The organism is Methylobacterium sp. 190mf, assembly GCF_900107945.1.
Lineage (GTDB): Bacteria > Pseudomonadota > Alphaproteobacteria > Rhizobiales > Beijerinckiaceae > Methylobacterium.
In genome coordinates this window covers 67,306-80,448 of record NZ_FNVI01000017.1, presented here as the reverse complement: position 1 = coordinate 80,448, position 13,143 = coordinate 67,306, and the positions used below count along the sequence as shown (strand labels likewise).

11 protein-coding genes and 1 other annotated feature are annotated in these 13,143 nt (G+C 70.9%); of the genes, 7 read left to right on the top strand and 4 right to left on the bottom strand.

The window, feature by feature from the left end; all coding sequences use genetic code 11:
• The first annotated feature begins 320 nt into the window (after positions 1-320).
• The 5 genes from C4T42_RS20110 to C4T42_RS20090 all read left to right on the top strand — a co-directional run bounded on the left by C4T42_RS20110 (position 321) and on the right by C4T42_RS20090 (position 8,033).
• Positions 321-2,009, top strand: coding sequence for a CHASE3 domain-containing protein (locus C4T42_RS20110; RefSeq protein WP_103985749.1), 1,689 nt, complete (start codon positions 321-323; stop codon positions 2,007-2,009).
• Between the two features lie 148 nt (positions 2,010-2,157).
• Entirely contained in the window at positions 2,158-3,828 is a 1,671-nt protein-coding gene (locus C4T42_RS20105; RefSeq protein ID WP_103985748.1) for a methyl-accepting chemotaxis protein, read from the top strand.
• Between the two features lie 129 nt (positions 3,829-3,957).
• Positions 3,958-4,013, top strand: a sequence feature (sul1 is cis-regulatory element that is thought to sense ions involved in sulfur or methionine metabolism; They are found in Alphaproteobacteria).
• 60 nt (positions 4,014-4,073) lie between these two features.
• Positions 4,074-5,570 carry a SulP family inorganic anion transporter gene (locus tag C4T42_RS20100; protein ID WP_103985747.1) on the top strand — a complete coding sequence of 499 codons (1,497 nt, stop codon included), beginning with the start codon at positions 4,074-4,076 and terminating at the stop codon, positions 5,568-5,570.
• 100 nt (positions 5,571-5,670) lie between these two features.
• Positions 5,671-6,984 (top strand): ATP-dependent protease ATPase subunit HslU, encoded by a 1,314-nt coding sequence (gene hslU, locus C4T42_RS20095; RefSeq protein WP_103985746.1) that lies wholly within the window; start codon positions 5,671-5,673, stop codon positions 6,982-6,984.
• Positions 6,985-7,145: 161 nt separating this feature from the next.
• Positions 7,146-8,033 carry a DMT family transporter gene (locus C4T42_RS20090; RefSeq protein WP_020094603.1) on the top strand — a complete coding sequence of 296 codons (888 nt, stop codon included), beginning with the start codon at positions 7,146-7,148 and terminating at the stop codon, positions 8,031-8,033.
• A gap of 10 nt (positions 8,034-8,043) precedes the next feature.
• Here the strand turns inward: C4T42_RS20090 and C4T42_RS20085 are convergent, their stop codons facing one another.
• The 4 genes from C4T42_RS20085 to C4T42_RS20070 all read right to left on the bottom strand — a co-directional run bounded on the left by C4T42_RS20085 (position 8,044) and on the right by C4T42_RS20070 (position 11,593).
• Positions 8,044-8,445, bottom strand: coding sequence for a PTS sugar transporter subunit IIA (locus C4T42_RS20085; RefSeq protein ID WP_010682249.1), 402 nt, complete (start codon positions 8,443-8,445; stop codon positions 8,044-8,046).
• A gap of 174 nt (positions 8,446-8,619) precedes the next feature.
• Positions 8,620-9,060: an aldolase gene (locus C4T42_RS20080; protein WP_103985745.1), complete on the bottom strand. Its 441-nt coding sequence runs from the start codon at positions 9,058-9,060 to the stop codon at positions 8,620-8,622.
• Complete coding sequence (locus C4T42_RS20075) at positions 9,060-10,865, bottom strand: sensor histidine kinase (RefSeq protein ID WP_020094606.1); 1,806 nt, start codon at positions 10,863-10,865, stop codon at positions 9,060-9,062. The genes C4T42_RS20080 and C4T42_RS20075 overlap by 1 nt, the downstream gene beginning before the upstream one ends.
• Positions 10,866-10,882: 17 nt before the next feature.
• A complete protein-coding gene (locus C4T42_RS20070; protein ID WP_020094607.1) occupies positions 10,883-11,593 on the bottom strand; it encodes a response regulator transcription factor in 711 nt (236 codons plus the stop codon).
• A gap of 313 nt (positions 11,594-11,906) precedes the next feature.
• On the opposite strand from C4T42_RS20070, the gene C4T42_RS20065 reads away from it, so the two are divergent.
• Together C4T42_RS20065 and C4T42_RS20060 are read left to right on the top strand one after the other, a co-directional pair.
• The gene (locus C4T42_RS20065) at positions 11,907-12,692 is read left to right on the top strand and encodes a DUF2470 domain-containing protein (protein ID WP_103985744.1); all 786 of its coding nucleotides are present in this window, start codon (positions 11,907-11,909) and stop codon (positions 12,690-12,692) included.
• Positions 12,693-12,753: 61 nt separating this feature from the next.
• Entirely contained in the window at positions 12,754-12,954 is a 201-nt protein-coding gene (locus tag C4T42_RS20060; protein WP_010682254.1) for a hypothetical protein, read from the top strand.
• Positions 12,955-13,143 lie beyond the last annotated feature (189 nt).

The window sequence follows — 13,143 nt, the reverse complement described above, 5'->3', positions numbered from 1 at the left end:
CCGCGCGAACCGCGCCGCGGGCGAATACGCTGCGGCGCCGGTCTTCGCATCCTGCAAACCTTCCTCGAAGTCGCGCACGGATCGCAGCGCCGCAACAAAATCCGGCCCGGCGCCTCTTATCTCAGGTTGTACTCGCCGACGACAACAGTGCGAGGAACGATCACCGACGCTCGATTGCTGACAGTCGGTTTTCAACCGCCGTTCAACCGGGTTCATCCGGGCGATACAGCCCGCTGTAAGACAAAATTTACAGCGTATAATTTATCACAACCGCCAGGGAACCAAATCCGAATTCCCGAATGGGGCCCTGGGGACTGACTATGCGCTCGATCAACGATGTCCGGATCGTAACGAAGCTGACTGCCGCATTCGGCAGCCTGGCGGCGGTCACGGTGGGGATCAGCGCCATCGGATACAGTCACCTGTCTTCGATCGAGCGCGTCAATCATCTCACGGAGCACTCCTATCAGGTCATCTCCACCCTCGACGGCCTCACGCAGGCGATGGTCAATCAGGAGACCGGCCTGCGCGGTTACCTGATCGCGGGCGATCCGAAATTCCTGGAGCCGCTCCGCGCCGGCCAGAAGTCCTTCAAGGTGTCCCTGGAGAGCGCCAAGTCGCTCACCGCCGACAACGCCGCCCAGCAGGCGCGCCTGGAGGCCGTGCGCGGCTCGGCGGAGACATGGTCGAACGATATCGCCGCCAGGGAGATGGCCCTCGTCGAGGCGGGGAACCTCGACAAGGCCCGGCAGATCGAGGCGAGCGGCGCCGGCAAGGCGTCCATGGATGCCCTGCGCGCCAAGATCGGCGAGGCCGAGAAAGCGGAGCGCGACCTCCTTGCCGCCCGAAGCGACGAGCAGGCGCGCTCCTTCGGCGCCGCCTACCTCGCGAGCCTGCTCGGCAGCGTCGCCAGCGTCGTCATCGCGGGGCTGCTGGCCTTCCTCGTCTTCGCCATGCTGACCCGCCCCCTCGGCCGCCTCGTGGCCGTGCTGCAGCGCATGGCCCGCGGCGAGATCGAGGCCGAGATCAAGGAGGCCGCCCGCGGCGACGAGATCGGCGCGGTCGGGCGTGCCGTGGACGGGATCAAGGCGATGGTCGCCAAGAAGGCCGCGGAGGAGGCCGAGATGAAGCGGATCGCCGACGCGGCCGCCGCGGCCGAGCGGCGCCGGACCATGATCGAGCTCGCCGACAGCTTCGATCGCGCGGTCGGCGGCATCGTCGGCATGGTCTCGTCCTCGGCCACCGAGCTGCAGGCGACCGCCCGGACCATGTCGGCGACGGCGTCCCAGACCTCGAGCCAGTCGAACACGGTCGCGGCGGCCGCCGAGGAGGCCGCCTCCAACGTCAACACCGTCGCGGCGGCGGCCGAGGAGCTCGGCTCGTCGGTGCAGGAGATCGGCCGGCAGGTGGACGGCTCGGCGCATCTGGCGCAGCGGGCCGTCTCCGACGCCGATCAGACCGGCGCGCTCGTCCAGGAACTGAGCAACTCCGTGTCGCGGATCGGCGACGTGGTCGGGTTGATCTCCAACATCGCCGGCCAGACCAACCTGCTGGCCCTCAACGCCACCATCGAGGCGGCCCGCGCCGGGGCCGCCGGCAAGGGCTTCGCGGTCGTCGCCTCCGAGGTGAAGGCGCTGGCCGAGCAGACTGCCAAGGCGACGCACGAGATCTCCGGCCAGATCGCGCAGATCCAGGCCTCGACCGGGCAGGCGGTGACGTCGATCGCCGGCATCACCGACCGGATTCGCGAGATCAGCGGCGTCGCCACCTCGATCGCCGCCGCGGTCGAGGAACAGGGTGCGGCGACCCAGGAGATCGTCCGCAACGTCGCGCAGGCGGCCGTCGGCGCCGGCGAGGTCACGAGCAACATCTCCGGCGTCGCCGGCGCGGCCGAGGAGACCGGCGTCGCCGCCGGCCAGGTCCTCGACGCGGCCTCGGAGCTGTCCCGGCAATCCGAGCACCTGACTGCGGAAGTCAGCCGCTTCCTCGACACCGTCCGGGCGGCCTGATCGGGTCGGGCGCGGCGCCCGCCGCGCCCCTTCCTCATCAGGACCCTGCTCAGAGGCGTGACAAATAATTCCGGATCAGCTCAGTTTACGACGTCTTGACGAATAACCGGCATTTTGACGCCAATCGCGCCTCGACGGTCGGATAGCAATGAAAATCGGCGGAAAACTCCTGAGCTTCGTCGGCGCCTGCAGCCTGACGACGCTGGTCGTGGCAGGGGTCAGCGTCGCGACGCTGAAGAGCTTCGAGCGCTCGCTGACGAGCGTCGAGAGCGCGTCGATCCGGGCGCTCGACGCCGCGAACTTCAACCGCCTCGCCGCCGAAGTCACCATGGACTCGCGCGGCGTCTACGCCTCCGCCGACCGCGCGGAAGCCGCGAAGTACACCGCCGGGATCCGCAAGGGTCTCGCCGAGATGGACGCGCTGCGGACCGACTGGGCACCGCGGGTGACCGAGGCCGAGCGGCCGCTCTTCGAGACGATGGTGCGCAACGCCGACGCGTTCCGCGCCCTCCGCAGCGCCCTCGCGGACGCGGGCGACACGACCGGCCCCAAGGCGGCCGCGGAGCTCGGGTTCAACGACGCCAACCGGGCAAACCGCAAGGCCTTCCAGGCCAGCATCGACGCCCTGGTGAAGCAGGGCCGGGGCGAGATGGCGGCGATCAAGGCCGACACCCAGGCCCTGTTCGAGACGCGCACGCTCCTCCTGCTCGGCCTCGCCCTGATCGGCACCGTGATCTGCTGCGCCCTCGGCCTGCTCATCGGTCAGCGGCAGATCGCCCGGCCGCTGCGGGCGGTCTCGGACGCGATCCAGCGCCTCTCGCGCGGCGACCACACCCTGCCCGCCGTCAAGCCGGGACGCGACGAGATCGGTGCGATCTGGACGAGCATGCAGGTCTTCAGCGACACGATGCGGGAGGCCGAGGGCCTGCGGCACGAGCACCAGCGGCTGGAGGCCGACACGGCGACGCGCAAGCGCGCCGAGATGGCCGGGCTCGCCGAGCGGTTCCAGGGCAGCATCGGCGGACTCGTCGAGCACCTCGCCGGGGCCGCCGCCGGGCTGGAGCGTGCCGCCGCGACCATGGCGGGCAACGCCGAGCACGCCGGCACGCAGTCGCAGGCGGTCACCCGCGCCGCCGAGACGACGGCCCACAACGTCGAGGCCGTCGCCGCCGCCACCGAGGAACTCGCCGCCACCGCCAGCGAGATCGGCGTCCAAGTGACCCAGACCTCGACGGCCGCCGAGAGCGCCGTCGAGGCGACGCGGCGGACCCGGGCGAGCGTCCAGGCCCTCGCCCGCAGCGCCGACGGCATCGGGCAGGTCGTCTCCCTCATCTCCACCATCGCCGGGCAGACCAACCTGCTGGCCCTCAACGCCACGATCGAGGCGGCGCGGGCCGGCGAGGCCGGGCGCGGCTTCGCGGTCGTCGCCACCGAGGTGAAGGATCTCGCGACGCAGACCGCCAAGGCCACCGAGGAGATCGCCGGGCAGATCGCCGCGATGCGGACCGCGACCCACGACGCCGTCGCGGCGATCGAGGAGATCGGCGGCACGATCGAGCAGGTCCACGGGATCGCCCTCGGCGTGGCCGCCGCCGTCGAGGAGCAGCAGCTGGCGACCCAGGAGATCGCCCGCAGCGTCTCCGAGGCCGCCAGCGGCACCCGCGCCGTCACGGACACGATGGCGCTGGTCCTGGGCGCGGCCCGCGAGACGGGCGCCAGCGCCGCGGAAGTCCTCGACGCCGCCGCCGACATCGCGCGCCGCTCGAACGGTCTCGGCGGCGAGGTCGCGGGCTTCGTGACCCAGGTCCGCGCGGCCTGAGGCGGCCGGATCGACGCGCCCGTCATTTTGGAACCGCGGAGCCGGACCCGCGATGACGGAGGCGTCGCCGAGCGTTTCCCGCCACGTTGTTGCATTGCAGCGCGCGCGCCCCTAGGGTCGGCGCATTCGCAAGGACCCGGTGAAAGCCCGGGTGGCTCTTCCGGCCGCCGATCCGCCGGACCACGCATTCGAGACGCGCTCTGACCCGCCAGCGACGCGGGCACGCCGCTCGTGCGGATTCATCGATGTCAACACACGCAGCCCGGAACGCCGGATATCTCCGGTCGTGGACCTCCAACCTGCGCGGCGACACCCTGTCGGGGATCGTCGTCGCCCTCGCGCTGATCCCCGAAGCCATCGGCTTCTCGGTCATCGCCGGGGTCGACCCGAAGGTCGGCCTCTACGCCTCGGTCGTCATCGCCTGCACCATCGCCTTCGCCGGCGGTCGCCCGGCCATGATCTCGGCCGCCACCGCCGCCACCGCGGTGGTGATGGTCGACCTCGTGCGCGAGCACGGCGTCCAGTACCTCTTCGCCGCCACGATCCTGATGGGCGTCATCCAGATCCTGGCCGGGTTGCTCAGGCTGGGCCGACTGATGCGGTTCGTCTCGCACTCGGTGATGACCGGTTTCGTCAACGCGCTGGCGATCCTGATCTTCCTGGCGCAGTTGCCCGAGCTCACCGGGGTCACGCCGGCGACCTACGGGCTGATCGCCCTCGGTCTGGCGATCATCTACGGATTCCCGCGGCTCACCCGCGCGATCCCGTCGCCGCTCGTGGCCATCGCCGTCCTGACGGCGATCACCGCGATCTTCCACCTCGACGTGCGTACGGTCGCCCATCTCGGCGCCCTGCCCTCGACGCTGCCGCGCTTCGCCCTGCCGGACGTGCCGCTCACCCTCGAGACCCTGCGGATCCTCCTGCCCTACGCGGCGACGCTCGCCGCGGTCGGCCTGCTGGAGAGCCTGCTCACGGCGCAGATCGTCGACGACATGACCGACACGGCCAGCGACAAGAATCGCGAGTGCATGGGCCAGGGCGTGTCCAATATGGCCTCGGCGGTGTTCGGCGGCATGGGCGGCTGCGCGATGATCGGCCAGTCGGTGATCAACGTCTCGTCGGGCGCCCGCGGCCGCCTCTCGACGCTCGTGGCCGGCGCGTTCCTGCTGGTGCTCCTCGTGGCACTGCAGGACCTGCTGGCCGTCGTGCCGGTGGCGGCGCTGACGGCCGTGATGATCATGGTCTCGATCAACACCTTCTCGTGGCGCTCGCTGCTGCGGCTGCGCACCAACCCGCTGCCCTCCTCGGCGGTGATGCTGGCGACCGTCCTGGTCGTGGTCGCCACCAAGGATCTCGCGATCGGCGTGCTGGTCGGCGTGCTGCTGTCCGGCGTGTTCTTCGCCGGCAAGGTCGCCCGGCTCAACCGGATCACGTCCGCCCTCTCGGCCGACGGCGGCACCCGGACCTACACCGTCACCGGGCAAGTGTTCTTCGCCTCGGCCGGCACCTTCTCGGAGGCGATCGACGTGCTGGAGCCGGTCGAGCGCCTCGTGATCGACGTCCACGCGGCGCATTTCTGGGACATCTCGGCCATCGCGGCCCTCGACCGGGTGGTGCTCAAGGCCCGCGCCCGGAGCCGCGACGTCACGGTCATCGGCCTCAACGAGGCCAGCGCGACCCTGGTGGAGCGGTTCGGCCGGCACGACAAGGGCGACGCCGCGGCGGTCCCGGCGGCGCACTGAGGCGGCGACCGGCCGACGCGCGGCCCCTTGCGCGGGGCCGCGCGCGACCCCATTCCCGGCGCGGGGCCGTTTTCGGGCCGGGAACAGGGATGGCAAAGCGGTGACGACGTTCTCTCCCCGCGAGATCGTGTCCGAACTCGATCGGTTCATCGTCGGGCAACACGACGCCAAGCGCGCCGTGGCGATCGCGCTGCGCAACCGCTGGCGGCGCCAGCAGCTGACCGGTCCGCTCCGCGAGGAGGTCGCGCCCAAGAACATCCTGATGATCGGGCCAACCGGCTGCGGCAAGACCGAGATCGCGCGCCGCCTCGCCCGGCTCGCCAACGCGCCATTCCTGAAGGTCGAGGCGACCAAATTCACCGAGGTCGGCTACGTCGGCCGCGACGTCGAGCAGATCGTCCGCGACCTCGTCGAGGTGGCGATCGGCCTGACGCGGCAGGTGAAGCGCGAGGGCGTGAAGGCCAAGGCCGAGGCCGCCGCCGAGAACCGGATCCTCGACGCGCTCGTCGGCCCGACGGCGAGCCAGGCCACCCGCGACAGCTTCCGGCGCAAACTCCGCAACAGCGAACTCGACGACAAGGAAGTGGAGCTGGAGCTGACCTCCGGCGCCCCCGCGGGCATGCCGATGTTCGAGATTCCCGGCGTTCCGGGCGCCTCGATGGGCGCGATCAACATCAGCGACATGCTCGGCAAAGCGCTCGGCGGCCAGCGCGGCAAGCCGCGCCGTGTGCTGGTGCGGGACGCCTACGCGCCGCTGATGGCCGAGGAATCCGACAAGCTGGTCGACGACGAGGCGCTCGTCCGCGAGGCGATCCGCGAGGTCGAGAACAACGGTATCGTCTTCCTCGACGAGATCGACAAGATCTGCGCCCGCGAGGGCCGCTCGTCCGGCGACGTCTCGCGCGAGGGCGTGCAGCGCGACCTGCTGCCGCTGATCGAGGGGACGACCGTCGCGACCAAGCACGGGCCGGTGAAGACCGACCACGTGCTGTTCATCGCCTCGGGCGCCTTCCACGTCTCGAAGCCGGCGGACCTCCTCCCCGAACTGCAGGGCCGCCTGCCGATCCGGGTGGAATTGCAGCCGCTGACGGTGGACGATTTCAAGCAGATCCTGACCGCCACCGAGGCGAGCCTTCTCAAGCAGACGGTCGCGCTGATGGAGACGGAGGGCGTCACCCTCACCTTCTCCGACGACGCCGTGGACGCCCTCGCGCGGGTCGCCGTGGAGGTGAACTCCTCGGTGGAGAATATCGGCGCGCGCCGGCTCCAGACGGTGCTGGAGCGGGTGATCGACGAGATCTCCTTCACCGCCACCGATCGGTCCGGCGAGACGGTGCCGATCGACGCGGCCTACGTGCGCGACCGGGTGCAGGATCTGGCCTCGAACGCGGATCTGAGCCGCTTCATCCTGTAAGGGCCGGTCACGGACGACGCCGGGCCGGCGGACGCTCCGCTGGCCCGGGACGGCGAGCCGTGCGCGAGGATGGCGTGTGCCATGAGGCCGAGCGTGGGCCGCGGCGGCCCCGGCATCTGCTATGCCCGCGCCGGATCCCGGTCCTCAGGAATGTCGCCCCCGTGTCACGCAACAGGTTCGGCCTCGGCGATACGGTGCTGTCCGTGGCGGCGCTGGTCACCGGCATGGTGTCGCTCCAGTGCGGCGCGACCTTCGCCAAAAGCCTGTTCCCAGCGCTGGGCGCGGCGGGGACCTCGGCCCTCCGGGTCGGCTTCTCGGCGCTGATCCTGATCGCCGTCTGGCGGCCCTGGCGGCGCAGCCTCCCGGCACGCGAGGCCGGCTGGATCGCCCTCTACGGGACGGCCCTCGGGCTGATGAACCTCCTGTTCTACCTCGCGCTGGCACGGCTGCCGCTCGGGCCGGCCGTGGCCATCGAATTCGTCGGGCCGCTGGCGGTCGCGCTGATCGCGTCGCGCCGCCGCTCGGATTTCCTGTGGATCGGCGTGGCGGTGGCCGGGCTCGCGCTGCTGCTGCCGATCGCCGGCGCGGACGGCCTCGACCCGGTCGGCGTCGCCCTCGATCTCGGCGCGGCCTTGTGCTGGGCGCTCTACATCCTGTTCGGGCAGCGCGCGGGGCGGATCGACGGCGGCCAGGCCGTGTCCCTGGGCATGCTGACGGCGGCCCTCGTCGTGGCGCCGTTCGGCGTGGCGGAGGCCGGACCGGCCCTGCTCGCGCCCGGACTCCTCATCGCCGGCTTCGCGGTGGCGCTGCTGTCGAGCGCCCTGCCCTACTCACTGGAGATGGTCGCCCTGCGCCGCCTGGACCGGAAGAGCTTCGGCGTGCTGATGAGCCTGGAGCCCGCCGTGGCGGCCTGCGCGGGTCTGGTCCTGCTGGGAGAGCGAATCAGCGCCGTCCAGTGGCTGGCGATCGCGCTGGTGATCGCGGCATCGGTGGGAATCACCGTGAGCGCGCGGCGCGCGGCTCCGCCGGCGGCCGTCCTGGAAGCTTGATCCCGGAGAACTACTTGCCCGCCAGGACGCGCGAGGCGACGTTGATGTATTTGCGGCCGGCTTCCTGCGCGTGCAGCACGGCGTCGCCGAGCTTCTCCTCGTCGCGGACGCTGGCCAGCTTGATCAGCATCGGCAGGTTGATCCCCGCCACGACCTCGACCGATCCGCCGTTCATGCAGGACAGCGCGAGGTTCGACGGCGTGCCCCCGAACATGTCGGTCAGCACCACCACACCGTCCCCGGTATTCACGCGACAGACCGCGGACATGATGTCCCGGCGTCGCAGCTCCATATCGTCCTCCGGCCCGATCGTGATCGTTTCGATCTGATCCTGTGGACCGACCACGTGCTCCAGCGCGGCCTTGAACTCGGTCGCCAGGAGTCCGTGGGTGACGAGCACCATGCCAATCATCGACACGTGTTCCAACGTCCTGTGTGTGCCGCCATGTTGTGCATCGCACAGCCCCCCACAAGGCGATCGCGACTTTTTTGCCCGGACATTGGTGCGATCATGCCACGGCCGCCGCGTGTGCGCCATGGGGGATACCAGTCTTGGGCGAATCGAGGCGCCTGTGCGGCTGCGAAGTCACGGCCGCGGCTTTCGCAGCGCCGCACGAACCAGGAGCGGTGCGAGGCCGGCCGCCCGCGCACCCCGATCGAGGACGAGGCGCGGAACAGCGAGGCCGAGGATGTCGGCGGGTTCCGGCGGCTCGGGCAGGCGCGGTGCCGTCTCCACCAGGTCGACGGCGAGATGCAGCACCGCCTCCGGCCGCACCGCCAGGCCGAGATCGGCCGCCGACAGGATCCCCTGGCCGCGGACCTCGACACGTCCGGCGAGCGCGGGATGGGGACCGGCCGTGATTCGCCCGTCGCGAATCGCGCAGACGACCCGGTCGTCCGCCACGAAGGCGCCGTCCGGCGCGGCGGCGAGCAGGAGCGCGAGGCTGGACTTGCCCGCACCCGAGGGACCGCGAATCAGGATCCCGGCCCCGCACAGCGCGACGCAGGCGCCGTGCAGGGTGACCATCAGGCGTGGAGCTGCCGCGGCGCCGCCGGCAGGCGCACGATGAAGCGGGCGCCGCGCACCGTCGGCTCGCCGTCCTCGTCGGGGGCGCCGGGCCGGTTCTCGGCGCGGATCGTGCCGCGATGGGCCTGGACGATCTGGCGGGAGATCGACAGGCCGAGGCCGGAATTCTGGCCGAAACCCTGCTCCGGCCGGTCGGTGTAAAAGCGCTCGAAGATCCGCTCCAGGGCGTGCTCCGGGATGCCAGGTCCCTCGTCCTCGCAGATCATCTCGACCTCGCCGCGCACGCGGCGCAGCACGACCCGGACCTTCGCGTCGGTCGGCGAGAACGAGCGGGCGTTGTCGAGGAGGTTGTTGACCACCTGCCCGAGCCGGCTGTCGTGGCCGATGATCGTGAACGGCGCGTCCTGCTCAGAGCCCGTCGCCTCGACGTCGAGCTGGATCAGGCAATCCTTCGGGCGCCGGCGCTCGTTGGCGACCGACACGACGGTGGTGAGCAGCCGCCGGAGATCGACGCGCCGGGCCTCGGCGCGGGCGAGCTCCGCGTCGAGGCGCGAGGCGTCGGCGATGTCGCTGATCAGACGGTCGAGGCGCTTCACGTCGTGCTGGATGATCGCCATCAGCCGGCCACGGGACTCGTCGGTCTTGGCGAGCGGCAGTGTCTCGACCGCGCTGCGGAGCGAGGTCAGCGGGTTCTTCAACTCGTGGCTGACATCCGCCGCAAAACTCTCGATCGCGTCGATCCGCCGGTAGAGGGCCTGAGTCATGTCGCGCAGGGCGCCCGACAGGTGGCCGATCTCGTCCGTACGTTCGGTGAAGTCCGGGATCTCCTCGCGGGTCTTGATACCCATGCGGACCTTCTCGGCGGCCTCCGCGAGGCGGCGGACCGGTCCCGCGATCGCACCCGCCAGCAGGAACGAGAGCACCACCATCACCGCCGAGGCGACGAGGAAGACCTGCAGCAGACCGAACCGCTCCGAAGCGATGACCCGGTCGATGGCGTCGCCCTGAGTCGAGATCAGGAGGGCGCCGCGGACCGAGCCCGCCCGGTGAATCGGCACCGCCACCGAGACGGTGGTCTCACCGAGCTTGTTCCGGCGCACGAGGCTGCCGCGGTTGCCGCCGAGCGCCGCCTGGACCTCCCGGAGCGAGTGCCCGTTCACCGGTCCCGTCTCCTCGGTGGTCTCGGACCGGCTGCGGAACAGGCCGCCGAGCTTGGACTGGACCGCCTCGAAGGCGGATTCGAGGATGCCGGGCTTGTGGGGCTTCGGCTCGAGCGGGTCGGGCCGGCTGGCATCGCCGCGCTTGAACAGGGTGCGGGTGTCGAACAGGAGGCCGCCCTCCTGGTCGTAGACCCGGGCGCGGTTGCCCGTCGGCGTCACGAGGCGCGACAGCAGCGGCGCCACCTTCTCGGGGTTCAGCGAGAAGGCGAGCGGCTGCGATTCCTCCTCCGCCGCCTCGCCGGCCTGCTGCTGGAGCAGCTTGTCGGGATCGATGCGGATCGTGTCGGTGTCCACCGAGGCCGAGGCGGCGATCGCCCCCGCGATGATCTCGCCCTGGATGGCGAGGCTCTGGATCCGGGCCTGGATCAGGCCCTGGCGGAACTGGTTGAGGTAGAGGAACCCGACGAGGAGCGCGATCAGCCCGACGAGGTTGAGGACGACGATGCGGCGCGTCAGGCTCGACGAGGCGCGCTGGCCGACCGCCTCCCACACGGCGCGGGGCCAGCCGAGCGGTCGGGACAGGGTCTGGGCCAGGGAGGCGCGGGGCGGGGCATCCTCGGTCTGGGTCTGGGTACGTGCGGCCACGGGGCTGATCCTGGAGATCACGCCTCCTTGAAGCGGTAGCCTACGCCGTAGAGCGTCTCGATCATGTCGAAGCTCTGGTCGGTGACCTTGAACTTCTTCCGCAACCGCTTGATGTGGCTGTCGATGGTCCGGTCATCGACGTAGACTTGGTCGTCGTAGGCCGCGTCCATGAGCGCGTTGCGGCTCTTCACGACGCCGGGGCGCTGGGCGAGCGCCTGGAGGATCAGGAACTCCGTGACCGTCAGCGTCACCGGCTCGCCCTTCCACGTGCAGGTGTGCCGCTCGGGATCCATCATCAGCGCGCCGCGCTCGAGCGACCGGGCCGCGACCTCGGCCTCGCCGCGGGGCGTGCTGCCGGGGGCCTCCTTGGCGAAGCGCCGGAGCACCGCCTTCACCCGCTCCACCAGCAGGCGCTGCGAGAACGGCTTATGGATGAAGTCGTCCGCGCCCATCTTGAGGCCGAACAGCTCGTCGATCTCCTCGTCCTTCGACGTCAGAAAGATCACGGGAAGGTCAGATTTCTGCCGCAGGCGTCGGAGAAGCTCCATCCCGTCCATGCGCGGCATCTTGATGTCGAAGATCGCGAGATCGGGCGGGGAGTGGCGCAGACCGTCCAGCGCGGAGGCCCCGTCCGTGTAGGTCTGGATGCGGTAGCCTTCGGTCTCCAGCGCGATCGACACAGAGGTGAGGATGTTCCGGTCGTCGTCGACGAGGGCGATGGTCGGCATGCGCGGTCCCTGACTGAACGGGCTCAGGCGCGGTCCCGGCTCTTCGCACAGGCCGCGCCACGTCCCGGCCCCGAGGGGGCAGACAAAAACGCGAACCGGGCAGTTTGGGCGCAGCCCGGCACACGCAAAGGGACAGGTGCTTTAGTACGGCCGATCGGAAAAAGCGAGCGGCGGTCATAGCTTGGCCGTAACACGGGAGCGCACCGGTCCTTCCGCGGCCCATCTGACGCGGTCGCGGTGCCTCGCGCCGCCGACGCGGCGCCGCTAACGTGGCGGCGAAACCGGGCGGCTGTCCGGAGGGGAGGAATCGCGCATGGGCGAGACGATCGACACGGGTCCCGGCGCGGGCGGACCGGCCCGTCCGCTGCCGGCCGAGGCGGCGCCGTTCGACGCGATCGGCCTGGCGCGCACGCTCCTGCGCAGCGTCCGGTCCGGGGCGCTCGCGACCCTGGAGCCGGACGGCACGCCCTTCGCCTCCCTCGTCACCATCGCCACCGACGCGGACGGCACGCCGCTGATGCTGCTGTCGCGGCTGTCGGCCCACACCCGCAACCTGCTGGCCGACCCGCGCTGCTCGCTGCTGTTCTCGCAGGGTGGCAAGGGTGACCCGCTCGCCCATCCCCGCCTGACCGTGGTCGGACGCGCTCTGCAGACCGCCGAGGCGCGGGCCCGGGAGCGGTTCCTGGCCCGGCACCCGAAGGCCAAGCTCTACGCCGATTTCCCGGATTTCGGATTCTTCGCCCTGGCGCCGGAGGCCGGCCACCTCAATGGCGGCTTCGCCAAGGCCGCGACCCTGACCCGCGACCAGCTCCTCCTCGACCTCTCGGACGCGCAGGCGATCGTGGCGGGCGAGCGCGGCGCCGTCGAGCACATGAACGCCGACCACGCCGACGCGCTGGCGCTCTACGCCGCCGGCGCCGGCGGCGCGGCTGACCTGCCCTGGCGACTCACCGGCCTCGACGCCGAGGGCATGGACCTGATGGCGGCCGACCGCACGGTGCGCGTCCCCTACCCGGAGCGCGTCACCGACATGGGTGCGCTGCGCAAAAGCCTCGTTGCCATGGCCGCGCGGGCGCGCGCGACCGGTGCGGACGCGTAAACGCGCAAGGACTTGACGATCAGGCATGGCGAAAGGTCGCTGACCGCCCCATATCGGCCCCATGAGCGATACCCAGACAGATACCTACCCCTTCAGCCTCGACGTGGAGCCGGTCGGCGAGAGCGGCTCCCTGTTCCAGTGGAGCATCCGCAAGCACGGCAAGCTGCACCAGCGCTCGGACCGGAAGCATCCGACCGAGGCCAAGGCGCGCTCCCACGGCGAGGCCGAGATCGAGCGACTGATCCGCGACCGCGGTCGCTGAGCCGGATCGCTCCTCGGCGCCAGACACGATCGTGACCCGGGGGCCGGCTCGTTCCGGCCCCCGTTCGCTTGCGTGCGATCACCGACCGAGCCCGCCCCCCCCCGGGCGCTCAGGCCGCGCTTGGCGCCTTCCCGCCGCGCTGCTATCTCGCGCGGGAGCCGCTCCATCCGAACACGTCCTGACGTCAGA